Source organism: Kribbella sp. NBC_01505, assembly GCF_045040285.1.
In the GTDB taxonomy this organism is placed as follows: Bacteria; Actinomycetota; Actinomycetes; order Propionibacteriales; family Kribbellaceae; genus Kribbella.
This window is the reverse complement of record NZ_CP109425.1, coordinates 1-24,701: the sequence shown is the minus strand read 5'-3', so window position 1 is coordinate 24,701 and position 24,701 is coordinate 1. Positions and strand designations below refer to the sequence as shown.

14 protein-coding genes and 3 rRNA genes are annotated in these 24,701 nt (G+C 64.4%); 10 read left to right on the top strand and 7 right to left on the bottom strand.

Annotated features, from left to right (window positions below; translation table 11 throughout):
* Window positions 1–253: 253 nt before the first annotated feature.
* The 4 genes from OG474_RS00085 to OG474_RS00070 all read left to right on the top strand — a co-directional run bounded on the left by OG474_RS00085 (window position 254) and on the right by OG474_RS00070 (window position 5,177).
* Complete coding sequence (locus OG474_RS00085; RefSeq protein ID WP_405060061.1) at window positions 254–1,549, top strand: glycoside hydrolase family 18 protein; 1,296 nt, start codon at window positions 254–256, stop codon at window positions 1,547–1,549.
* A gap of 124 nt (window positions 1,550–1,673) precedes the next feature.
* Entirely contained in the window at window positions 1,674–2,789 is a 1,116-nt protein-coding gene (locus tag OG474_RS00080) for a VanZ family protein (protein WP_405060060.1), read from the top strand.
* A gap of 45 nt (window positions 2,790–2,834) precedes the next feature.
* Window positions 2,835–4,217, top strand: coding sequence for an FAD-dependent oxidoreductase (locus OG474_RS00075; RefSeq protein WP_405060059.1), 1,383 nt, complete (start codon window positions 2,835–2,837; stop codon window positions 4,215–4,217).
* 240 nt (window positions 4,218–4,457) lie between these two features.
* Window positions 4,458–5,177, top strand: coding sequence for an anti-sigma factor domain-containing protein (locus tag OG474_RS00070; RefSeq protein ID WP_405060058.1), 720 nt, complete (start codon window positions 4,458–4,460; stop codon window positions 5,175–5,177).
* 160 nt (window positions 5,178–5,337) lie between these two features.
* On the opposite strand, the gene OG474_RS00065 is transcribed toward OG474_RS00070, so the two are convergent.
* The 5 genes from OG474_RS00065 to OG474_RS00045 form a co-directional block, all read right to left on the bottom strand.
* Window positions 5,338–5,715 carry an HNH endonuclease signature motif containing protein gene (locus OG474_RS00065; protein WP_405060057.1) on the bottom strand — a complete coding sequence of 126 codons (378 nt, stop codon included), beginning with the start codon at window positions 5,713–5,715 and terminating at the stop codon, window positions 5,338–5,340.
* Window positions 5,712–7,133: a DUF222 domain-containing protein gene (locus OG474_RS00060; protein ID WP_405060056.1), complete on the bottom strand. Its 1,422-nt coding sequence runs from the start codon at window positions 7,131–7,133 to the stop codon at window positions 5,712–5,714. The genes OG474_RS00065 and OG474_RS00060 overlap by 4 nt, the downstream gene beginning before the upstream one ends.
* A 49-nt stretch (window positions 7,134–7,182) precedes the next feature.
* Window positions 7,183–7,524, bottom strand: coding sequence for a hypothetical protein (locus tag OG474_RS00055; RefSeq protein WP_405060055.1), 342 nt, complete (start codon window positions 7,522–7,524; stop codon window positions 7,183–7,185).
* Window positions 7,521–8,915 (bottom strand): DUF4331 domain-containing protein, encoded by a 1,395-nt coding sequence (locus OG474_RS00050; RefSeq protein ID WP_405064525.1) that lies wholly within the window; start codon window positions 8,913–8,915, stop codon window positions 7,521–7,523. The genes OG474_RS00055 and OG474_RS00050 overlap by 4 nt, the downstream gene beginning before the upstream one ends.
* Window positions 8,916–9,205: 290 nt before the next feature.
* Window positions 9,206–9,694 (bottom strand): DUF6328 family protein, encoded by a 489-nt coding sequence (locus OG474_RS00045; RefSeq protein ID WP_405060054.1) that lies wholly within the window; start codon window positions 9,692–9,694, stop codon window positions 9,206–9,208.
* A gap of 149 nt (window positions 9,695–9,843) precedes the next feature.
* On the opposite strand from OG474_RS00045, the gene OG474_RS00040 reads away from it, so the two are divergent.
* Together OG474_RS00040 and OG474_RS00035 are read left to right on the top strand one after the other, a co-directional pair.
* Entirely contained in the window at window positions 9,844–9,987 is a 144-nt protein-coding gene (locus tag OG474_RS00040) for a GPGG-motif small membrane protein (RefSeq protein WP_405060053.1), read from the top strand.
* A gap of 208 nt (window positions 9,988–10,195) precedes the next feature.
* The gene (locus OG474_RS00035) at window positions 10,196–12,130 is read left to right on the top strand and encodes a glycosyl hydrolase family 8 (RefSeq protein ID WP_405060052.1); all 1,935 of its coding nucleotides are present in this window, start codon (window positions 10,196–10,198) and stop codon (window positions 12,128–12,130) included.
* A gap of 92 nt (window positions 12,131–12,222) precedes the next feature.
* On the opposite strand, the gene OG474_RS00030 is transcribed toward OG474_RS00035, so the two are convergent.
* Window positions 12,223–13,029: a glycoside hydrolase family protein gene (locus tag OG474_RS00030; protein WP_405060051.1), complete on the bottom strand. Its 807-nt coding sequence runs from the start codon at window positions 13,027–13,029 to the stop codon at window positions 12,223–12,225.
* A 229-nt stretch (window positions 13,030–13,258) separates the two neighbouring features.
* On the opposite strand from OG474_RS00030, the gene OG474_RS00025 reads away from it, so the two are divergent.
* Complete coding sequence (locus OG474_RS00025) at window positions 13,259–16,801, top strand: glycoside hydrolase domain-containing protein (RefSeq protein ID WP_405060050.1); 3,543 nt, start codon at window positions 13,259–13,261, stop codon at window positions 16,799–16,801.
* 42 nt (window positions 16,802–16,843) lie between these two features.
* Here OG474_RS00025 and OG474_RS00020 read toward each other — a convergent pair whose 3' ends face one another.
* Window positions 16,844–17,668, bottom strand: coding sequence for an endo alpha-1,4 polygalactosaminidase (locus tag OG474_RS00020; protein WP_405060049.1), 825 nt, complete (start codon window positions 17,666–17,668; stop codon window positions 16,844–16,846).
* A 1,577-nt stretch (window positions 17,669–19,245) separates the two neighbouring features.
* On the opposite strand from OG474_RS00020, the gene OG474_RS00015 reads away from it, so the two are divergent.
* From OG474_RS00015 to rrf, 3 genes are all read left to right on the top strand, one after another.
* Window positions 19,246–20,763: ribosomal RNA gene (locus tag OG474_RS00015) — 16S ribosomal RNA — on the top strand.
* 494 nt (window positions 20,764–21,257) lie between these two features.
* Window positions 21,258–24,383, top strand: a 23S ribosomal RNA gene (locus tag OG474_RS00010).
* Window positions 24,384–24,547: 164 nt separating this feature from the next.
* Window positions 24,548–24,665, top strand: a 5S ribosomal RNA gene (gene rrf, locus OG474_RS00005).
* The 16S, 23S and 5S rRNA genes sit together here, the layout of an rRNA operon.
* Window positions 24,666–24,701: the final 36 nt, after the last annotated feature.

The window sequence follows — 24,701 nt, the reverse complement described above, 5'->3', positions numbered from 1 at the left end:
TACCACCTCCGGGCAGAACAGGGCGGGAACTGCAGGGGAGTGAGAGCGCTCTCACCTACGGCCGGTACGGCGGACGGTAGACGCCTCCGGTCCATGGCGGAAGGGTTCGGCGTACTGAACGGAGCGTGAAAATCAGTCACCGGAGAGTGAAGACCAGGGAAACTGAATTACTTTAGTAACCTCCGTTTCTTAATCGGGGAAAGTCGTGCAGAATGTGCGGACTTGCACCTCTGTCAGCTCTGGAGGAACCCCCATGAGATTCCGCCCCGTCTCATCCGTTCTGACCGCGGTCGCGCTGCTCGGCGCCGGTTTGATGCCGGCCGTCAGCGCGTCCGCCGTACCGAAGGCCGCGCCGGGCGAGCAGTCCGGCCTGGCCGTCCACGAGGTAGCTCCGGCTCCGGCTGCGGTTCCGGCGGCGGCAGCAGCGCCCGCGGCCGGCAAGCGTGTCGTCGGCTACTTCACCGAGTGGGGGGTCTACGACCGCAACTACCACGTCAAGAACATCAAGACGAGTGGTTCGGCCGCCAAGCTCACCAACATCGTCTATGCCTTCGGCAACACCACCGGCGGCCGCTGCACGATGGGTGACTCGTACGCCGCCTACGACAAGGCGTACGACGCCGCCGGCTCGGTCGACGGGGTCGCCGACACCTGGGACGCCGGTGCGCTGCGCGGCAACTTCAACCAGCTGCGCAAGCTGAAGCGCGAGTTCCCGAACATCAAGGTGGTCTGGTCGTTCGGTGGCTGGACCTGGTCCGGCGGCTTCACCGAGGCGGCCAAGAACCCGACCGCCTTCGCCAACTCCTGCTACAGCCTGGTCGAGGACCCGCGCTGGGCCGACGTCTTCGACGGTATCGACATCGACTGGGAGTACCCGAACGCCTGTGGCCTGAGCTGTGACACCAGCGGCCCGAACGCCTTCAACAACGTGGTCACCGCACTGCGGAACCGCTTCGGCTCCTCGGCGCTGATCACCGCGGCCATCACCGCCGACGGCACCAACGGCGGCAAGATCGACGCCACCAACTACGCGGCGGCGGCCGGCAAGCTGGACTGGATCATGCCGATGACGTACGACTACTTCGGCGCGTTCAGCGCGCAGGGCCCGACCGCCCCGCACTCGCCGCTGACGTCGTACAGCGGGATCCCGACCGCCGGCTTCTACAGCGACGCCGCGATCCAGAAGCTGAAGAGCAAGGGCATCCCGAGCTCGAAGCTGCTGCTGGGCATCGGCTTCTACGGCCGCGGCTGGACCGGCGTCACCCAGGCCGCTCCCGGCGGCCGCGCGACCGGAGCAGCACCCGGCAAGTACGAGGCGGGCATCGAGGACTACAAGCTGATCTCGACCCGCTGCCCGTCCAACGGCACGGTCGGCGGTACGGCGTACGCGTTCTGCAACGGTCAATGGTGGGGTTATGACACCCCCGCCACCATCCGCAGCAAGATGACCTACGCCAACGGCCAGGGCCTCGGCGGCGCGTTCTTCTGGGAGCTCTCCGGCGACACCACCAACGGAGCCCTGATCACCGCGGTCAAGACCATCGGCTGATCTCTACCTCGACAGCGCCCGGGGTGATCCCCGGGCGCTGTCCTGTTTCTGGCTGGCCTGGTAGCTGGCTTGCTGTTGCGCGCGGCAACTGGATTTGCGGCGGCCGGATCGTCAGGATCGGGTGATGTCCACTGTGCTGCCGGCGTTGCTGGCGATCCTGCTCGGGGGAGCGCTGGCGTTCTTTCTGCTGACGCCGTTCGTCTATCGCAGCTATCGGCGGCGGGGTGAACTCGGCTTCTGGTCGACCCTGCTCGCGTTCGGCTCGCTGTTGTACGGACTGGCTCTCGTCGCCTATGTCTTGTTCCCGATCCCAACGATCGACGCGGCCTGGTGCTCGGCGCATACGGCGCTCAGTCATCCACAGCTGAACCCGATGCAGTTCCTGGACGACATCTCGCAGAACAGCGGACCGGGCGGCCTACTGGCCAACCGCGCGATCCAGCAGCTCGTCTTCAACGTGTTCCTGTTCATCCCGCTGGGTGCGTACCTGCGGCACTACACGCGGCGCGGTCCGATGACGATCGTGGCGATCGGCCTCGGGGTGTCGTTGCTGATCGAGCTGACTCAGCTGACCGGCAACTGGTTCCTGTTCGAGTGCCCGTACCGGTTGTTCGACGTCGACGACCTGCTGACGAACACCACCGGTACGGCGATCGGTCTGCTCTTCGCGCCGTTGCTGGGGCTGCTCGACCATCGGCGGAAGGGCGTGACGTCCGAGACGCCGCGCCCGGTGACCGTCGGGCGCCGCCTGCTGGGCATGCTGGTCGACTTCGTGTCGGTGACCGCTTTCGGTGGAACCCTCGCGATTCTCACCAACCTGATCATCAGCGCCTTCTCCGGAAGCTGGCCGGGCGACAGCGCCGGCGGCCGGCTGCTCAATCTCACGCTGACGACGTTCTTGCCTGTGGTGTTGCTGCTCGCGCTCCCGGCGCTTGGGCCGAGGCATGCCACGATCGGTCAGCTTGCGGTGCGGCTGCGCCGAGTCCGGCCGGATGGTGGTCCGATGCGTGGGCGGATGGTGGTGGCGCTGCTGAGCGGCACCTTCGGTTACTACGTCCTGTACGGCTTGTCCCACTATGTGCCGGCGTTCCAAGGACTGGCTCAGCTGCTGCCGTTCGCCGCGTTCGTCTTCGTTGTGTTCCGCAAGGACCGGGCGGGTTTCTCGGGACTCCTGAGCGGCCTCCGGGTCGAGGACGACCGATTGCCCGTCCACCGGGTCGAAAGGGCACGACAGAGCTGACGGTTGCGCGGAAGAATCGCGGGAGACAGCTACAGGGGGTTTCTGGTGATCGATCCGTCCGTCGAGACCTTCAACCGGTTGATCCGGACCGAGTTGCCGGCCCGTACGCCGCCGTTGTTCGACACTGCCTGTGTCTTCGGCGGCAGCATCGCCGGTCTGCTGGCGGCCCGGGTTCTGGCCGACCACGCGCGCGAGGTCGTGATCATCGAACGTGATCAGCTCGACTTCGCCGGTACGCCGCGGACCGGCGTACCGCAGGATCGGCACGGGCACGTGCTGCTGCCCGCCGGTCTCAAGCAGCTCGAACGGTGGCTGCCCGGTGTGGTCAAGGAGGCCGAGGCGCTGGGCGGATTTCTTGCCGGCCCCGATCATCAGCTCGTCCTCATGGACGGCCGGCGCCGGATCCAGTCAGGTGACGCCCAGATGCTGCTGGGCACCCGTCCCTTCCTCGAAACCCGGATCCGCAGCCGGGTGCTCGCGCTGCCCAACGTGTCAACGCGTGCCGGCCTGGCGACCGGACTGACCTACACCGAGGACGGCCGCGTCTCGGGAGTGCAGGTCGGCGGCGCTTCGGTGGCGGCCGACTTCGTCGTCGATGCGACGGGCCGCGCCTCCAAGCTGTCGACCTGGCTCGAACAGGACGGCTATCAGCGCCCGCCACTCGAACGGATGCCGACCGGCATCCACTACGCGACCGCCCATTTCGCACGGACCTCGAGCGCGCGAAGCATCGAGCACTCGTGCGTCCTCGCGCTGTTCTCGGCGCAGACGATGCCGGCCGACCTCACCGTCTCGCACACCAGCGTGATCGAGGACGACCAGTGGCTGGTGATGCTGATGTCGTACGACGAGCATCCTGCTGCGCGTTCGCTCGACGCTTTCCGGGCCACCTGCAGTGAACTCGCGCCGGTCTTCCGGCAGGCAACGACCGGCGAACTCACTCGCGAGATCCAGACCTACCACCAGGCCGACAGTCGGCGCCGCGACTTCACCAGCCTGACCCACTTCCCCGCCGGCCTGATCGCGGTCGGTGATGCTGTCGCTTCCTTCAATCCGATCTACGGCCAGGGCATCAGCTCAGCCGCGTTGCACGCGTCCTGCCTGTCGGAGTACCTGACCACCGACCCCGATCTCAGCACGCAGGCGACCGGATTCTTCGCCCTGCAACAAGTCATCACCGACGCAGCCTGGAGCATCTCGGCGGGTGGCGACGAGGCCCGTCGCGATGCCATCGCCGGTACCAAGGTCTCCGAGGAGATCGAACGCCGCCGCGCCGCCATGGGCCAGATCATCCGTGCGACCCTCGTCGATCCCGCCGTCTCGCAGGCCTTCTCCGCGGTCACCTACATGGAGGCCCATCCCGCCACCCTCGCCGACCCGGCACTGCTCGAACGAGCAACCGCGGTCAACAAAGGTATTGAGTCCTGAGCGCTGAGCCCTGAGTTCAGGCGAGCTCGCTCGGGCGCAGGCAGTCGCGAAGGCGGCGAAGGCCATCGCGGATCCGAGCTTTGACGGCGCGCAGGTTCACCCCGAGCACCGCGGCCACCTCGGGGTAGGTATAGCGCAGGCGGCCGCATGGGCCGCGCTGCGAGTGCCACGGTACTCGCGCCGACCCATCCGGCAGACCGCGGGTCTCGAAGTACCGGTGCCTAGGAGGTGAAGAACTTCATGCCCGTACTCGATGCTCATGCCTTGGCGGGGCCCTACGTGCTCAACGCGTTGCCGGACAAGGAACGGATCGAGTTCGAACTGCATCTCCAGTCGTGCCCGTACTGCACCACCGAGGTCGGCGAGCTTCGCGACGCGGCCGCCCGGCTGGCCGCCGGCTTCACCACCAAGCCGCCGCGCCGCCTCAAGCCGGCGGTCCTGACGCTGACCGCGCAGACGCGTCAGCTGCGGAACGGCGACCATGCCCGAACCGCCCGCGGGCGCCTACGCTCGCTACTCGCGCTGGCCGCAGCCGTTGTCGCGATCGCTGCCAGCGGTGCGGTGGTGGTGAGCAGCCAGCGCGCTCGGGTCAGCGCTGATGCAACGAATGACCAGGTCTCCGCGGTGCTGTCCGAGCCCGACGCTCGCACACTGAGTAGCTCCGTCACAGGCGGCGGCCGAGCCACCATCGTGGCATCCGCGCACCGGGACGCAGCCGTCGTGATCCTGCGTGAGCTCCGGGCGCTGCCAACCGGCAGCACCTACGAACTGTGGATGCTCGACGCCAGCGGCAAGGCACGCCCAGTCGGTACGGCGGCTGCGGATCAGCTCAAGATCATCACCGGCGGGATCGCGGACGCCGCAGCATTCAGCCTCAGCGTCGAACCGACGGGTGGTTCACCCGAGCCCACCCTCCCGGTCGTCTCAACCGTCGCGATAGTGCCCCCGGCAACCGGATGAATCCACACGATGTGCCGCCGAGGAACTGAGCTGATCCTTCGGCGCATCGCCTGCTGCCGAACTGCACCGGCCGCGCGATGCCGTCGTACAAGCTCAGCCGCCGTACAAGCCTGGTCGGCGTGCAACCTCAGCCGTCGTACGAGCTCGGCCGTTGTACGAGCTAGTAGGGCGGCGGGTCGGCGCTGGTGGGTGGTAGTGATCCGGATCGGATGATGGGGCCGCGGGCGGGTGGGACGGTGGTGTAGCGGTGTCCCGTGGGGGTGGTGAGGGTGAGGGATCCGTCGGGGTGGTTGGTGGTGGTCCAGCCCCATTCGGGCGTGTCCTTGATGACGTGGTGGTATTCGCAGAGGGGTGCGAGTCCGGCGAGGCTGGTTTGGCCGCTGACCGCGAAGGGGGTGCCGTGGTCGCGGTCGCATTCGCGGGACGACCGGTTGCAGCCTGGCCAGGCGCAGACGGGGTGGCGGGCGAGCAGGGTTTCGCTGATCAGTACGCCGGGGTCGTGTCTGGCGGTGGAGGCTTCGAGAACGGTTCCGTTCATGGGGTCGGTGAGGAGCCGGCGCCACGTACCGTCGGCTGAGATCCGACGGCCGACCTCTGCGGGGATGGGGCCGTAGCCGGTGAGTTCGCAGGGGTCGTCGTCCAGTCCGAGCAGGGTGCTGGCTGGGATGACGACCTCGATGTGTGGTCTGCGTCGGTGTTGGTCAGGATGTGGCTGAAGAGGTCGACTACGACGTCCGCGCGGCGCTGGTCTGCCGTGCGCTTCTCTGGTTGATCCGCATCGGTTGGCGACTGCTTGGGCGATGCCGAGCCGTCGGTGTTGGCACCCTGCGTCGAGCCCGAGCCTTTCGCGGCATCGGCGCGTTCGTTGGTGTCGATGTCGGTGTTGGTGTGTGGCGTGGCGGGGGTGTCTCGCTTGGCGAGGTCGGCCATGCCTTGGACGGCTACCCAGACCTGCTGGATCTTGTCGGCGGTGTGGACGATCCAGAGGCCGGCCATGCCGTCGGGCAGGGGCACGATCTTGCAGGTGCGTTCCTGGACTGCTGCGCGGTGGCGGTCGGCTTCGGTCGCGGCGGAGTACTTGGCGACCTGGGTGCGTAGGGATTTACGGAGGTTGGTGTGGGTCTGAGAGGGCGCCCGGCGTAGCACGTGGGCTTCCACGGCTTGTGCGTCTCGGTCGGACAGGTCGCGGGTGGCCTCGGAGATCGCCAGAGCTTTCGCCCAGGGCAGTGATCCGGTGCGTACGGCGGCGAGTGTCGCGGCGAGTGGGCCGGTGAGGCGCAGGGCGGTTTCCAGGTGCCGGACGGTGGTGTTGGTCGAGAGGTGGAGGGCGGCGCCGATTTCTGCGGCCCAGGAACGTTCGGGGTCGACGGGGCGGCCGGAGGAGTCGAGCACGGTGGGACGGGGCAGGTCGGCGGCTTCGGCTTTGCGTTGGCGGTAGAACGAGGCCATGGCGGTGGCCTTCATCGCCGCGGTCCAGGCGGCCAATCGCTCGGTGGCTTTGATGAACTCGATCAGGGCCATGGGGGACAGGCTTTGCGGGCGTACGTTCTCGAGCGCCGCTGCCAGCTCGCCGCCCGGAGGCAGGAACACCCAGGCTGGTGCTTCGCGGCGCAGCATCTCGCGCTCGGCCTCGTCCTGGTCGTGGCCGGACCACAGCTCCCACTCCAGCGCGTCGACCTTGGACATCGGCGGCAGGTCGTCGTACAGATCCTCTTCGGTGATCTCGAACTCGTCCGGGATCTCGATGAGGTCGTCGGGCAGGTCGGGCTCGGTCGATGGCGGGAAGACCGTGGGCCAGGGTGGCTCGGCGAGCCAGGCGGGATCGATGGACCAGTTGGCGCTGGTGAGTGGGCTCGCGGCCGGTCGACGGTCGTGGGTCCCGGGCGCGCTGGCCTGCGTGACGACGTACCCGGTGGGCGGGTGCTCGTCGGGTACGCAGGCTGGGATCGGGACCATGCGACTAGATTAGAACATCTGTTCGAGTATGCAAAATCGAGCTGGAGCCTCAAGAAAATGAGCTTGGCGGCCAGCTTCCCTCTGGTGCGTCGAAGAACACGGCCGAGTGGATCGTCTCGCCATCGGGCGCCGACCGTGGCACGACCGCCACATGCGGAAGCCGATGGCTGTGCTCCCCGTGACCATGGCCGTGACCGTGACCATCAATAGCGCCGTGGTCGTGATCAGGAGCTCGATCGTCACCCATCGGCCGTCGTTCGATCTCGGCGTCCTCGAGCGCCGCGGGTACGGTCAGCACGATCGCGCCGACACCGTCACCGATGTCGAGGAGGACCGACGAGCCCTTGCCCGCGTGCGGGTTCTCCTCGGCGTTCGTCAGTGGACGGTTCATGAGGCGGCCGGCATCCCCGGCTTGGACTGGTATCCGCCCGCCGGCGTTCCGAGGTACGGGAACACCTTCAGGTAGTCGGAGTTGGTGTTCGACGTACCGTCCTTGATCGCGCTCGCCGCGCCGCCCTGGGTGAACGACGGGTCGACCAGCGGGATTGTGAGGCCGGCCACCGCGCGCAGCTCGACGGTCACGACGTCGTCGAAAACCCGGCGGCCGTTGGGGAATCCGGCCGCGTCACCCGCCACCAGGCCGAGTGGGTTCGGTGTCTTGGCCGGCGGTACGGCGACGTTCAGCCGCAGCATGTCGGCCTGGACCGGGCCGGTGTAGTTCTGGAAGCCCGGTACGACGCCCTTCGGGATGCCGGTCAGCAGGATTGCTGCCAGGTCGGCGCGGGGCTTCCTGTACGCCGCCAGCTTCGGGAACACGCCTGGATAGTGAACTGGCAGTAGTCCGGCGAGCTCGGGCTTGGTGACGTATTCGGCGAACCGCTTGTCCTCGTGCGGCGGCCGGCTGTTCCATTTGTCCTTCTCGGCCATCGGCACGATGACCTCGTTGAACAGCGGGTTGCCGAGCCGCGACACCTGCCGGTGCGGTCCGTGCCAGACGGGGATGCCCAGGATGTCGTCGAAGATCTTGGATGACTGCCGGCTCGCCGAGGCGTAGACGCCGATGACGGACTTGGGATCCATCACGTCGGTCGGGGTCTTGCCGTCGCGCGTGAGGTCGCTGATCGGCACCTGCAGCGCGATGGTGTGCACGTTCGAGCCCTGCAGGCCGTTGATGCCCATCGCCGCGGCCGACGGGATCAGGTGCGCCATCTGGAACGGGCGCAGGGTGCCGAGGTCGAAGATCGAGCCGAGGTCGGCGAAGAACCCGTCCGCGCGCTGTCCGGCGAACACCTTGCGGTTCGTACCGAAGGTGTGGATCGCTTCGCCCGCGAGCTTGGCGTAGTTCGGCGTACTGCGGACACCGACGTTGACCGGGGGAGCCGGCAGGTTGCGGGCCAGTGTGCGGGACCGGCCGTTCTCGACCCGGGTGACCGAGTAGTACTGCGGGCGGTTCCAGTTCAGGTCCTTGATCGACGCGATCGGGCCGGTGTTGTAGAGGAAGGTCTTCTTGTTCCGGATCTCGGCGTGGAAGCGGAACTGGTAGCTGATGTCGGCCTTGCCGGCGCCGCCGTTGGAGATGTGGATCTGGTAGAGCACGTCGTCGCCGAACTCGTAGAAGTTCGGGCCACCGTACGGGTTCTGGAACGGGATGAAGTTGGCGATCAGCGTGACCGTGTCCGGTTCGTCCGGGCTCACGAACGCGTACACGTCGGTGTTGTCGGCGACCGGATCCTTGGAGATCTCCGGGGCTTCGTGGGGTGAAGACGTGGAGCGTCCTTCGATCGAGAGGGTCAGATGGGGATCAGGCGGGGATCAGGCGGGGATCAGACGGGGATCAGATGGTCTTCAGGCCGGCCAGCCGGGCGGCGAGCTCGCGATCGGTGAATCTTCGGGGCTGTCCCCAGATGCGAATGGGTCGCATATACTGTGACCCGGGTCACAACAGCAGCTGCCGACCATTCGGGGCGACCCCCGGAACGGATAGGTGTTGGACGCGGAAAACTGAGCGGTCCGGCCTCCCCTGGGGGAAGACCGGGCCGCTCAGTGCGTTCTTGTACGCCGTGGCTCGGCGGCTAGCTCTCCGCTGATCTGGCGCGGACGACCAGTGGAACCACCAGCCAGAAGATCGCGAACCAGACCAGGATGCCCGTCACGAGCCCGAGCGCGACCGGGCGGGACAGGACGACGTCGAGTGCGAGCAGCACCCCGCCCGCCATGGCGACGACCAGGAATGCGAGGCCGATCTGGGTCAGCCGGTCGGTGACGGTGACGAGCCGGTCGCGGAGGCCTTGGCGGTGGACGATGCGATGGAACGAGATGGGGGCGAGGAAGAGCGCGACCGCTAGAGCGGAGGCGATCAGGGTGGCGGCGTACACGTGGTGGGTGAACTGGTCGGCGGCCTGGAACTGGCTCTGGAAACCGATGCCGAGCAGGAACGCGAACAGGATCTGGGTTCCGGTCTGCGCGAGCCGTAGTTCCTGCAGCAGTTCGTTCCAGTGCCGGTCCAGCCGTTCACCGGAGTCTTCCTCTTCGCGGCGGTAGCTGGCATTCGAGCGGGTCATGGCGGTGGCCCTTCATGCGTCGACGGTCCCGCACCAAGTACCCGCTCGCGGTGGCGACAAGCTTTGGGTGGCGTGCATGCGGTGGGGTACTGGATCGGTACTTCGGGGGCCCGGCGGAACGTCTGCCGGTGTAAGGGAAGGGACACCAAATGCTGTTCGTACTGTGGTTGCTCGCGGCAATCCTCGTGATCTCCGGGATCGTCTCGATCGTGCGCGGCGCCCTGATGTGGGGAATCATCCTGATCGTGGTCGGCCTACTGGTCGGACCCGGCGGCGTCAGCATCTTCACCTGAGCCGGCCTCTTCACCTGATCAGCGTCTTCGCCTGATCGGACCGCGCCCCGGCCAAGCCAACGCTTGATTTTCGGCCGCTCGGCGCGGGAACCGTGGTGAGCTCTTGCGCTCCTCGGGGTGGGGATTTACCTTTCGGTCAACTGTTAGGAAAGTTTCCTAATGGTTGAGGTCGAACGGTTCTTTCCCCACCGCCCGGAGGACACCGCTGATGTCGTATCTACTTCGAGGGCTGACCGCTACGGCGGTCGTTGCCTCTGCCCTGTTTGTTCCACCTGCGCTGGCCGCCCAGGCCGCCGATCCGTTGCTCTCCCAAGGGAAGCCCGCCACAGCTTCCTCCGTCGAAGGCTCCGGCTTCGATGCCGCCAAGGCCCTGGACGGCAACTCTGGCACTCGGTGGGCCAGCGTCGAGGGTCATGATCCCGAATGGATCAGAGTCGACCTCGGCACGACCGCGAGCATTTCGCGGGTCAAGCTGAACTGGGAAGCGGCGTACGGGAAGTCGTACAAGATCCAGACCTCGGCCGACGGTTCGACGGGCTGGACCGATGTCTTCTCGACCACCAGCGGCAACGGCGCGGTCGACGACCTGACGCTGACCGGCAGCGGCCGGTACATCCGCGTCTACGGCACCGGGCGCGGGACGGCGTACGGGTATTCGCTGTTCGACCTCGAGGTCTACGGCACGACGGGCGGCGACCCGAGCGACACCACCCCGCCGAGTACGCCGACGGGGCTCGCGGCGACGGGGACTACGTCGAGCAGCGTTTCGCTGGCATGGAACGCATCCACTGACAACATCGGCGTGACCGGGTACGTCGTCTATCGCAACGGCACCGAGGTCACCACGACTGGTACCGGGACCACCTACACCGACACTGGCCGTACGGCGTCGACCAGCTACACGTACACGGTCAAGGCGCGGGATGCCGCAGGCAACCTGTCCGCGGTGAGCAACTCCGTCACGGCGACCACGCAAGCCGGTGGTGGCGGCGGAGTGGCTGTGCCGTTCGGCAGTCACCAGTTCCCGTACGCGGCCGGCATCCTGAAGCCGTCGGGGAGCCAAGCGACGCTCGACCAGAAGGTCGTGGACTACTACCAGAAGTGGAAGTCGGCGTTCGTCAAGCAGAACTGTGGCAACGGCTGGTACCAGATCATCTCGCCGGATGCCGATCACCCGTACGTCGCTGAGGCTCAGGGGTACGGAATGGTCATCACGGCCACCATGGCCGGCGCCGACCCGGCCGCGAAGACGATCTTCGACGGACTGGTCAAGTACATGCTGGCGCACCCCTCGGTGAACAACTCCGACCTGCTGGCCGCCGAACAGAACACGTCCTGCCAGAGTGTCAACGGTTCGGACAGTGCGACCGACGGCGACATGGATGTTGCCTACGGGCTCCTGCTGGCCGACAAGCAGTGGGGGAGCACGGGCACTTACAACTACAAGAACCTCGCGATCAAGCACATCAACGCGATCAAGGCGAGCGAGATCAACCCGAACACCAATCTGCTGACCTTCGGCGACTGGGCCACCTCCGATGACCCCACCTACAACATGTCGCGCACGTCGGACTGGATGGTCGACCACTTCCGCGCCTTCAAGACGGCGACCGGCAATGCGGTCTGGGACACCATCCGCGCCAAGCACCAGACCGTCACCACCAACCTGCAGAAGAACTACGCGGCTAGCACCGGTCTCCTGCCCGACTTCGTCGTCAACACCAACTCCACCCCGAAGCCGGCCGCCGGTGAGGTTCTCGAAGACCCGAACGACGGTCAGTTCTGGTGGAACGCCTGCCGCGACCCGTGGCGGATCGGAGCCGACGCCGTCACCAGCGGCGACGCTGCCTCGCTCGCTTCGGCCCGCAAGCTCAACACCTGGATCAAGACCAAGACCGGCGGCAACGCCAACAACATCGGTACCGGCTACAAGCTGAACGGAACCGCGATCCAGTCCGACAGCGACGCCGCCTTCTTCGCGCCGTTCACGATCCCGGCGATGACGGACTCCGGCAGCCAGGCCTGGCTCGACGCCCTGTGGAACAAGATGCTGGCCACCCCGGTCGACACCAGCAGCTACTACGCGGCCAGCATCCAGCTCCAGGTCATGATCACCGCCACCCACAACCACTGGGTCCCGTAAGCAGTAGTGGTCTGACTAGCACGTCTCAACCAGCAGAGCCCGCGCGGCAGGCCAACCACCTCAGCCGCGCGGGCTCTCGCCGTACCGGACTGTCAGCCGGCGGCGGAGCGGTAGGCGTTGCCGGAGGCGTTCGGGGTGGCGCCGTTGCAGAGGCCGGTGGGGAAGACCTGGGTGTTGAGGGTGAACCAGGCGAAGCGCTCGACGAAGCTCTTGCCGGCGAGCATGGTGGTGGACCGCTTGATGAAGTCGACCTGCTGGGACTCGCTCGGGAAGCGGGCACTGCCGGTGGACCAGTCGACCAGCGCGTACTCGGTCACCCAGACCGGCTTGTTGTAGCGAGCGCGGACCGCGTTCACGTAGTTCTCCAGGTGGCCGGTGGCGGCCGAGGAGAAGTCCGATCCGTACCAGTGGATCGGGATGAAGTCGACGCGGTACCCGCGCTGGGCCGCGCCGGCCATGAAGCGGTCCAACCAGCCGCCCGGCGTATCACCGCCGTACGCGACCGCGGGCGCACCGAGCCGCATGCCGGTTGCCTGGAGTTGCGGCCACAGGTTGAGGGCCTCGTCGACCGACATGTTCGCCTGGCCGCCCATGTCCGGCTCGTTGAAGCCGAGCAGGGTGCCGCCGTTGGCCTTCGCATCGTTGAGGGCGCCGGAGTTGACCGAGCCGCGGCCCCAGATCATCGGGACGAATTCGACCCCGGCCGGCTTCGCGACACCCTGGGGGTTCGTGGCCCAGGAGTAGAACCAGCTCGCGCCGACAGCGCTCAAGGCCTGCGAGGCGCCGGAGACGTTGTTCGTGCTGACGCCTTTCTTGGTCGCCAGGACCTGGGCGTTCGACGGTACGGCGAGGACGAAGGACAGTAGAAGGGTCAGGGCAAGCAGCAGCGTTTTTCGCATGAGTGAACTCCCTGGGGGCGGTTGCCGCCAGCCTGGCAGATTCCATCGGCGACTGACACTGTGGCGAGCACCAGGATCCGAAGACGAGGAGTTCTGTCTGCCCGGTCCGGACGAGCGGCACCGAGGCCGAATGGTCTAGCGGAGATTCGGTGCCGGTTTCACGGGTTGCTGTCCGTCGTGCCTGATTCGATCCTCACTGCATCGCCTGACTGACTATGCGGAGGACATCGTGCGGTGGATACGTGGGGCACTGGCAGTTGGCCTGATAGCCGGACTGGGACTGATCGCGGGACCGCCACCGGAGGCGGTCGCCGCGGCTCCCCCCGGCTATTGGGTGGAGTCGGCGTACACGTCGGTCTTCAAGGACAGCGGACCGTCGCCGGAGGCCGCTGACGACCTGCGGATCGACCTGGCGCGCAACGACTACGAAGCCGGGCAGGTGGTGCTGCGCTCGTCGTCGGCGTTCACCGTCAACGCGGTCGACTTCACCGATCTCACCGGGCCGTCCGGCGTGGTCGCGGCGGCGAACCTGTCGTCCAACTACGTGGGCTATCAGAGCCTGAACCACAACTCGACGTTCGACGGCGTGCAAGCGATCACCCAGACGATCCGGAACGCGCCGGGTCTGTTCCCGGACCGGCTGATCAACGATCCGTCGATCTCGGTCCCGGCCAACACCACCCAGTCGGTGTGGGTCCGGGCCTACGTGCCCGCCGAGGCCGCCGGTGGCGTCTACCGCGGCCGGGTGACGCTGCGGACGAGCGCCGGCGACATCGTCGTACCGCTGACTGTGAACGCGCGAGCGGTCACCGTCCCGCCCGCCAAGGACGGTGGGTTCACCAACGTCATGTGGCAGAGCACGTTGCCGGTGCTCCACGCGGACCCGAAGCTCCCGGATCCGATCAAGGAGTTCTACGGGATCGAGCGGTACTCCGACAAGTGGTGGCAACTGGTCGACAACCAGGCCGAGATCACCAAGCGGTACCGCGGGAACTCCCTGCAGCTGCCGATCCTGCCGTTGCTGCGGGACGCGGGCAGCAGGCTCGACACCGCGACCGGGAAATACATCTTCAACTGGACCCTGCTCGACAAGGTGGTCGAGCGTTTCGAGGCCAAGGGCGCCGTCAAGCGGCTGGAGGGCTTCGACCCGTTCGGTGGTTCGCCGAAGTTCCGTCCGGGGACGTTGTCCAGTACGCCGGGTGCCTTCCAGGTGTTCGTCGACTGGGACTCGGCGACCGGCAAGAACTGGATGAACCAGTACCTGCCGGCGCTGCGTGACCACGTCGCCGAGAAGGGCTGGACGAGCCGGTGGTTCCAGCACATCGCGGACGAGGCCCAGGACGTTCCGCAGTACACCGCCGTGGCGAACCGCTACCGCGAGCTGTGGCCGGGGATCCAGATCGGCGACGCGATCGTGAACGCCGGTGCCTTCGGGGTCGCCAAGGTCGACGACATCGTGATCCCGAATCTGCACACCTATACCGGCAACCCGGGGCCCTTCGACGCGGAACGGGCCAAGGGCAAGGAACTGTGGTTCTACCAGTGCAACATCCCAGTGGGTGGACACCTGAACAGGTTCATCGACCAGGGCGAGTGGAACCAGCGGCTGACGATGTGGCTGGCCTACGGCCGCAACGCCACCGGGTACCTGCACTGGGCCTACAACAACTGGATGTACAAGCTCGACGACCAGGAGCCCAAGGGCGACGGCTGGATCACCCAGCCCGACGTCGCCCGGAACACGATCGAGGCCACGACGCGGTACGAGTCGTTGCGGGACGGCATCGAGGACTGGGAGGTGCTGAACATCCTCGGCAAGACCAAGCCGGCCCTGGCCAAGGAGCTGTCGCGCAGCCTGGTGACCGCGAGCGACAAGTACACCCTCGACACGGCCTACATGCAGCGGATCCGGGCGATGATGCTGGATGCCGCAGCCGGGCTGCCGGTGGTGGCCAAGGATCTGGCTGCCGCCAGGACCGCGACCGGCTCGAGCCAGTCGGCGGATGCGGCGAAGGCGGTCGACGGCGACAGTACGACGGCGTGGTCGCCGACCGCCGGTAGCACCGAGCAGTGGTTGCAGGTCGACCTCGGCCGGCAGACCCTGCTCAGCGGGGTGAACCTCGCGTGGACGACCGCCCCCTCGACGTACAAGGTGCAGTTGTCGTACGACGGCTCCTACTGGTCGGAGGCGCATGCGGTGACAACGGCCGACCTCGCGTACTTCGCGGGGATCAACGGCAAGGCCCGCTACGTGCGCGTCGTCGTACCGGCCGGCGCTTCGGTCGGACTCGCATCGGTCGAGGTGGCCGGGCAGGGCCTGTTCCAGCAGAACCTTGCCGGTGGCAAGGGGTACAGCAAGACGGCCGGCACCTCGGCGGGACACGAGGACGCCGGAAAGGAGGCGACCGACGGCGTACTGTCGCACAACTGGGGCGACCGGCGCGGTTTCGGGTACGACGTACCGGACGACGGTGCACCCCACTCGTACGACGTGACCGTTGACCTCGGCAACCAGCAGACCATCGGGCGGGCCGGCGTGCACGCCTACGAGGACTACCCGGGGTACCAGCCGGACGCCGTCAAGGTGTCGACCAGCAACGACGGGGCGAACTTCACGCAGCGCGCGCAGACCGGCCCGGTCAGCGGAATGTACAAGCCCTGGTACCAGGCCGACTTCGAGCCTGTCCGGGCCCGCTGGGTGCGCTTCACCTACGTCAAGACGCGCTCCGGATCGCGGTCGTCAGTGTTCTTCGACGATGTCGAGGTGTACGGCGCCGGTTCGGTGCGCGCCGTCGACGAGGTGCCCGGCTCAGCGGCGTACCGGTACGGGAACGACGAGGTCGTGTTCGCACCGACGGCCGGCGGGTCGTTGATGCGCTGGAACTGGTCCGCCGGTGTCGGCACCAGGACGAGCGACTGGGGCGGCGGCCCGATCGCGGGCCGGCCGTCCGGGTACGTCTGGAACGACCAGCAGCACGCGATCGCACGCAGTACCGACGGCAAGCTCCTGCACTGGTGGTTGCCGGGCGGACAGACCCAGCCGTCGTACGCGAACTGGGGTGGGGACGCGGCTTCCGATCCGGTCGCGACGGTGTGGGGCGGGCAGCAGCACATCTTCGCGCGGTCGACCGACGGTGCGGTGTCGCACTGGTGGTGGGACCCGGTGGATCAGCAGTTGCGGCTGGACAAGTGGGCGGGCGCGCCGGGTCCGATCGTGGGGCGGCCGTCGACATACACCTACCGCGACCAGTTGCATGTCGTTGCCCGGGGCGCCGACAACCACCTCTATCACTGGTGGTGGGTTGCGGATGAGGCCGAGCCGCACTTCGCCGACTGGGGTGGCGAGGCGTACTCCGAGCCGACGACGATGACCTGGCAGGGCCAGCAGCACGTGTTCGCGCAGGCCGCGGACGGGCAGTTGCAGCACTGGTGGTGGGATGCGGGGAGCGGGTTGGGGCGCGACAAGTGGACGGGCGCGCCCGGCCGGTTCGTCGGTGCGCCGGCGGCGTTCACGTTCGGGGACGAGCAGCAGGTCGTTGCCCGGGGCCCCAACAACACGCTCTACAAGTGGTTCTGGAAGCAGGCGACCAACAAGATCACCTTCGACGACCGGGGTGGGCAGGCGTACTCCGATCCGGTCGCGTTCCAGTACGGCGACCAGCAGCAGATCTTCGCGCAGTCGGCGTCGAACACGCTGTACCACTGGTGGTGGACACCGTCCGAGGGCTGGCTGCAGAACGACTGGGGCGGCAGTGTGAAGCACCAGTCCTGAATGGTGGTCCCGGCCGGGAGCGCTCCGGCCGGGATCGTCTTCTCAGCAGGTCTTGCGGACGTACGCCGGGTCGCCCGGGCTGGTGACATCACGGTCGCGGCGGACGATGCTCAGTCGGTCGCCGAACGCCGTACAGGCTTTGCGGAGACCGTCGTCGGTGTACTCGATCACCAGGACGTTGTTGTCGTAGGCGGTCGCGTAGGCCGCGCACTCGTCGTACTGGCCGCACTCTTCGGCCACGGCGAAGTCGAGCCCGACAGCCTTCCGGTCGCCGGCCAACTCGACGGTGTTCTTCTGACCGATCGCCAGGTTGCGACTGTGCGCGTGCTGAGCCAGCAGAGTGAGGAGAGCCTTCGCCTGATCCGGGGTCAGCAGGTCCTTCGAGCGGGTGTAGCTGTCGTAGTTGTCCGCCTCGATGGCTCGGTAACCGCTCGTCGCGCATCCGTCGATCCAGGTGTTGAGCTTGGCGGCAATCCGGCTCCGCTTGTCGGGAGTCCGTAGATCGAGCAGCGGCTCGTCCCAGTCCTCGTCGATCACCAGCTTGCCGGCGCCGTCCCGAAGGAGCAGGTCCTGCTCCCAGCTGCCCTCTTCACCGGGCTGCGTCTGGAAGGCGTTCACGTAACAGACGTTGTACAGCCCGGCCGCTATCGGCGCGGACCGATCCCGCACCACAACCTTGACGCCCGCGGCGGGTGCGTAGGGCCCACCAAGTTGGTAGTCGAGCCCGGAATGCAGAGGCGGAACCGTGACGGTTGGTCCGGCCGCAGGCGACTGGGATGCTTCGGGTAACCGGTCCATCACGATGAGGCCGCCGGCAACAACCGCCACCACCACGACGCCGATCAGCAACAACCGGTTACGGACCACGCCCGCACCCTAACCGATCGCGGATGCGTCCAGTGCCTGATGTCCTGTCAGGCGGTAGCGGGAGAGCGCGGCGAAGCTGATCCGGATGATGGCTGGCACGACGCGTACGCCGCGGAGCCGGAATGGGCGCCGCGGGGTGGGGCTGCACGTCGACTGGATGCGGCCGGTGGGGCCTGCTTGTGGTTCATCACTGCCTCGGCCAGCTGACAGAGGATGGGTGGTCGGGGTGGTCTTGGGCTGAGGTGGATGGTGCGGTCGGCGACCTCGTGTACGTCGCCTACGGCTGACGGGTTGTGGTTGCGGCCGGTGGCGAGGAGGTTGTCGGCGTCCCGTCGTTGTGGTTCATCACTGCCTCGGATACCGGTTTGCGGGGTGGTGCTGTCACCCAGCGGCAGTAGATCCCCGCAAACAATCTATCGACAAGCGATTCGGCCACGGGGTCGCGGCGGCGGCCGTACCGGGGACACGGACCAGGCACCGTGGACATCTGAGCAGGTGTCCTAACCCTCCACTTGGTGTCCGCGGGCGCAGCGAGCGCCACCCCGCTCATCCCTGGTTGCTGGGTGCACCTCATGGCCGGTTGGTTGGCCGGCGGGCCGGGCGCTCGGCGGGCTGGCGGTACTGGGGAAACCAACCGGCCGGAATCGACAGGCAGAGTTCCCCGCTACTTGCTGTCTCGCGCCACCACTAGCGGCTTGAGACCGAAAACCGTGGCCGGAGACCCCGGGCAACAGGTCTCCAGCCACCACAAGGTGTCTCCAGTCACCACAAGGTGTCTCGCGCCACCACTGCTGGCGCGAGAATCACCAGATTCGGCCCGCCCGAAGGGTTCAACCGGCCGCCTCGGTGGCCGAGTCGGCCGCCGCTGGACCCTTTGCGGGGCTGTACTGCCACGGAGCGGCAGCAAATCCCCGCGAACCGGGCAAATCCCCAGCCCGTGTGGCAACCTCCACCGTGGTGGGTGCACCCACCAAACGCGGGCCGGCCGGACGGGGCCTGTCTCGGGCGGCACCGGAGCTCGCATCCCCGGAGAAGGGGAGTTCGTCGCGGGCCTCTTGGCGGAGCGCAGGACCCCGATTTGCATGGTCGCGGTGAATGACAGTAATGTTCTTCTTGTTGGGAGCGAGTGCAGGACGCGGAAGCGGCCGGACCTCCTGACCATCCTCTAAGTAAGTGTTGCTGAAGCGTGTCTTCGGATACGGTTCGGCCGCTGAAACACGGGTGACTGGGACGAAAGTGGCCGATTTGACCGGCTGGGTTCGAAACAGTAATGTTTGGCGGGTTGCCCCGGGAGCTTGAATCGAAAGGTTCGGCTGCGGTGTGCGTCCGATTCTTGAGAACTCAACAGCGTGCCGAAAGTCAATGCCGAAATTTAGCATTAACCCCGTGCATGGGCATCGGCGATTCTTTCACCCGGTCTATTCGGATGCGGGTGGGGGTTTTGTTTTGTCTGTGTTCGGATTCCTTTGAATGTAATTCATGGATTCAGTCAGTTTGATTGTCTCTGATGTTCAAAGGGTCAGTTCGAAGTTGTTGACTGTCCGGGAGCCTTCGGGTTTGCGGTTTGTCTATATTTTTCAACGGAGAGTTTGATCCTGGCTCAGGACGAACGCTGGCGGCGTGCTTAACACATGCAAGTCGAGCGGTAAGGCCCCTTCGGGGGTACACGAGCGGCGAACGGGTGAGTAACACGTGAGCAACCTACCCTCAACTTCGGGATAAGCCTCGGAAACGGGGTCTAATACCGGATATCATCTTCTGCTTCATGGCGGAGGGTTGAAAGTTCTGGCGGTTGGGGATGGGCTCGCGGCCTATCAGCTTGTTGGTGGGGTAATGGCCTACCAAGGCGTCGACGGGTAGCCGGCCTGAGAGGGCGACCGGCCACACTGGGACTGAGACACGGCCCAGACTCCTACGGGAGGCAGCAGTGGGGAATATTGCGCAATGGACGAAAGTCTGACGCAGCAACGCCGCGTGAGGGATGACGGCCTTCGGGTTGTAAACCTCTTTCAGCAGGGACGAAGCGAAAGTGACGGTACCTGCAGAAGAAGGACCGGCCAACTACGTGCCAGCAGCCGCGGTAATACGTAGGGTCCGAGCGTTGTCCGGAATTATTGGGCGTAAAGGGCTCGTAGGCGGTTCGTCACGTCGGGAGTGAAAACTCGGAGCTTAACTCCGAGCCTGCTTCCGATACGGGCAGACTAGAGGTAGGCAGGGGAGAGCGGAACTCCTGGTGTAGCGGTGGAATGCGCAGATATCAGGAAGAACACCGGTGGCGAAGGCGGCTCTCTGGGCCTTACCTGACGCTGAGGAGCGAAAGCGTGGGTAGCGAACAGGATTAGATACCCTGGTAGTCCACGCCGTAAACGTTGGGCGCTAGGTGTGGGGGACATTCCACGTCCTCCGTGCCGCAGCTAACGCATTAAGCGCCCCGCCTGGGGAGTACGGCCGCAAGGCTAAAACTCAAAGGAATTGACGGGGGCCCGCACAAGCGGCGGAGCATGCGGATTAATTCGATGCAACGCGAAGAACCTTACCTGGGTTTGACATATAGGGAAATCCTCCAGAGATGGGGGGTCCGTAAGGGTCCTATACAGGTGGTGCATGGCTGTCGTCAGCTCGTGTCGTGAGATGTTGGGTTAAGTCCCGCAACGAGCGCAACCCTCGTCCTATGTTGCCAGCACGTTATGGTGGGGACTCATAGGAGACTGCCGGGGTCAACTCGGAGGAAGGTGGGGATGACGTCAAGTCATCATGCCCCTTATGTCCAGGGCTTCACGCATGCTACAATGGCCGGTACAAAGGGCTGCGATACCGCAAGGTGGAGCGAATCCCAAAAAGCCGGTCTCAGTTCGGATTGGGGTCTGCAACTCGACCCCATGAAGTCGGAGTCGCTAGTAATCGCAGATCAGCAACGCTGCGGTGAATACGTTCCCGGGCCTTGTACACACCGCCCGTCACGTCATGAAAGTCGGCAACACCCGAAGCCGGTGGCCTAACCCTTGTGGAGGGAGCCGTCGAAGGTGGGGCTGGCGATTAGGACGAAGTCGTAACAAGGTAGCCGTACCGGAAGGTGCGGCTGGATCACCTCCTTTCTAAGGAGCATTCGGCGATCGACCCCTCGGGGCGGTCGTCAAAACGTCGTTTCTTGAGCGAATGTCTCAAGGCGACGGTGCTTCGGAATGTGGAACATTGACCATTAGGCCCAGAACTTGAGCAACGAAGTTAGTACTGCATCTCTCCTCGGAGAGTGCGTGGAACACGGGGTTGTGGAGAGGGACGGGCCGAGGCGCGCTGTTGGGTCCTGAGGAATCGGGCCTGACTGTCAGGGGAGTGATTCTCTGGTGGTTGGGATCTTTTCTTCTGGGTCACTTTCACACTGATCTTTGCGGATCGTGTGTGTCTGGTGGCTGGGGCCGGCTCTCATCAAACCGTTGGTGTGGGTGTTCTGGACTGGGTGTGTTGTTTCCCTGGGCTGAATGTCTGAGACCAGTAGGTGATGATAAGGGGCTGGTGTGCCTGGTCGTATTTTGAGAACTGTATAGTGGACGCGAGCATCTTTGTAGCGAATGTATTTTTTGTTGTTTTTTGACAAGCTACTAAGGGCAATCGGTGGATGTCTTGGCACCAAGAGCCGATGAAGGACGTTGGAGCCTGCGATAAGCCCCGGGGAGTTGGCAACCGAGCTGTGATCCGGGGGTGTCCGAATGGGGAAACCCAGCTGGCATTCTAAAGCCAGTTACCAGTGCCTGAACACATAGGGTTCTGGAGGGAACGCGGGGAAGTGAAACATCTCAGTACCCGCAGGAAGAGAAAACAATAGTGATTCCGTGAGTAGTGGCGAGCGAAAGCGGATGAGGCTAAACCATGTGCGTGTGATAACTGGCGTGTGTTGCGCATGTGGGGTTGTGGGAGCATTCAGGTCTTAACGCCATTGGACCGGGGAGTTATAAATCACTGTTGAAGTCGAATCTTCTGGAATGTTGAGCCGTAGTGGGTTATAGCCCTGTAGGCGTAAGACAGTGACTTCCGAGTGTTTTCCCAAGTAGCACGGGACTCTTGAAATCCCGTGTGAATCTGGCGGGACCACCCGCTAAGCCTAAATACTTCTTGGTGACCGATAGCGGACTAGTACCGTGAGGGAAAGATGAAAAGTACCCCGGGAGGGGAGTGAAATAGTACCTGAAACCGATTGCCTACAATCCGTCGGAGCATGTTCTTTGGAATGTGTGACGGCGTGCCTTTTGAAGAATGAGCCTGCGAGTTAGTGGTGTGTGGCGAGGTTAACCCGTGTGGGGTAGCCGTAGCGAAAGCGAGTCTGAATAGGGCGCTTTAGTCGCATGCTCTAGACCCGAAGCGGAGTGATCTATCCATGGGCAGGTTGAAGCGCGGGTAAGACCGCGTGGAGGACCGAACCCACCAGGGTTGAAAACCTGGGGGATGACCTGTGGATAGGGGTGAAAGGCCAATCAAACTCCGTGATAGCTGGTTCTCCCCGAAATGCATATAGGTGCAGCGTCGCGTGTTTCTTACCGGAGGTAGAGCACTGGATGGTCTAGGGGGCTTACCGGCTTACCGAAATCAGCCAAACTCCGAATGCCGGTAAGTGAGAGCGCGGCAGTGAGACTGCGGGGGATAAGCTCCGTAGTCGAGAGGGAAACAGCCCAGATCACCAGCTAAGGCCCCTAAGCGATTGCTAAGTGGAAAAGGATGTGGAGTTGCCCAGACAACCAGGAGGTTGGCTTAGAAGCAGCCACCCTTGAAAGAGTGCGTAATAGCTCACTGGTCAAGTGATTCCGCGCCGACAATGTAGCGGGGCTCAAGCAATCCGCCGAAGCTGTGGCATTTACACTATTACTCGGCCCAGACTTGATTTGTGTCCAGGTGTGTGGATGGGTAGGGGAGCGTCGTGCAGCGTGTGAAGCAGCCTAGTGATGGAGTTGTGGATGCTGCACGAGTGAGAATGCAGGCATGAGTAGCGAATGACGGGTGAGAAACCCGTCCGCCGGATGATCAAGGGTTCCAGGGTCAAGCTAATCTGCCCTGGGTAAGTCGGGACCTAAGGCGAGGCCGACAGGCGTAGTCGATGGACAACGGGTTGATATTCCCGTACCGGCATTAACACGACAAGACCGAACCCAGAAATGCTAAGAGCTCTGAGCTAGGCGGCCTTCGGGCCAAGTGGTGAGGATCTCGACCCGATTTGGTATTAGGTGCACTGAGGAGTGACGCAGGAGGGTAGTCCAACCGCGGCGATGGTAGGCGTAAGCTGATCCGCGGGCAAGGTGGTAGGGCGAGGCATAGGCAAATCCGTGTCTCATGTAGCCTGAGAGCCGAGGCGGACCCGTTAAGGGGAAGTGGATGATCCCATGCTGCCGAGAAAAACTTCGTAGTGAGTGTTAGAGCCGCCCGTACCCCAAACCGACACAGGTGATCAGGTAGAGAATACCAAGGCGATCGAGTGAACCATGGTTAAGGAACTCGGCAAAATGCCCCCGTAACTTCGGGAGAAGGGGGGCCGGATGCGTTACATCCTTCTCGGGTGGAAGCGTTGATGGCCGCAGAGACCAGGCCCAAGCGACTGTTTACTAAAAACACAGGTCCGTGCGAAGAAGTAATTCGATGTATACGGACTGACGCCTGCCCGGTGCTGGAACGTTAAGGGGACAGGTTAGCTGGTTTAGGCCGGCGAAGCTTTGAACTTAAGCGCCAGTAAACGGCGGTGGTAACTATAACCATCCTAAGGTAGCGAAATTCCTTGTCGGGTAAGTTCCGACCTGCACGAATGGCGTAACGACTTGGGCGCTGTCTCAACCGTGGACTCGGCGAAATTGCATTACGAGTAAAGATGCTCGTTACGCGCAGCAGGACGGAAAGACCCCGGGACCTTTACTACAACTTGGTATTGGTGGTCGGTACAACTTGTGTAGGATAGGTGGGAGACTGTGAAGCTCGGACGCCAGTTCGGGTGGAGTCATCGTTGAAATACCACTCTGGTTGTTCTGGCTGTCTAACTTAGGTCCATTATCTGGATCAGGGACAGTGCCTGGTGGGTAGTTTGACTGGGGCGGTCGCCTCCTAAAAGGTAACGGAGGCGCTCAAAGGTTCCCTCAGCCTGGTTGGCAATCAGGTGTCGAGTGTAAGTGCACAAGGGAGCTTGACTGTGAGACAGACATGTCGAGCAGGGACGAAAGTCGGAACTAGTGATCCGGCGGTGGCATGTGGGAGCACCGTCGCTCAACGGATAAAAGGTACCCCGGGGATAACAGGCTGATCTTCCCCAAGAGTCCATATCGACGGGATGGTTTGGCACCTCGATGTCGGCTCGTCGCATCCTGGGGCTGGAGTAGGTCCCAAGGGTTGGGCTGTTCGCCCATTAAAGCGGCACGCGAGCTGGGTTTAGAACGTCGTGAGACAGTTCGGTCCCTATCCGCTGCGCGCGCAGGAGACTTGAGAAGGGCTGCCCCTAGTACGAGAGGACCGGGGTGGACGAACCTCTGGTGTGCCAGTTGTTCCGCCAGGAGCACGGCTGGTTGGCTACGTTCGGGAGTGATAACCGCTGAAAGCATCTAAGCGGGAAGCACGCTTCAAGATGAGGTCTCCCACCGGGTTAACCGGGTAAGGCCCCCAGTAGACCACTGGGTTGATAGGCCAGAAGTGGAAGCACCGTAAGGTGTGGAGCTGACTGGTACTAATAGGCCGAGGGCTTGTCACACACTCATCATTGATGAGGCAACATGACTTGCTGTGCTACAGGTAACGATGTTCGCGTCCGCTGTACGGTTCCCAGAATATGAACAGGACCCCCAGCACCAACCCCCAGGCATCACGCTACGGGGTTGTGATTTGCAGGGTTGGTTGTTGATATTTTGATAGAGTTTCGGTGGTCATAGCGTAGGGGAAACACCCAGTCTCCATTCCGAACCTGGAAGTTAAGCCCTTCAGCGCCGATGGTACTGCGACCGGTAGGTCGTGGGAGAGTAGGACACCGCCGGACATTCACACTGTTAAGGGCCACCCCACTCGGGGTGGC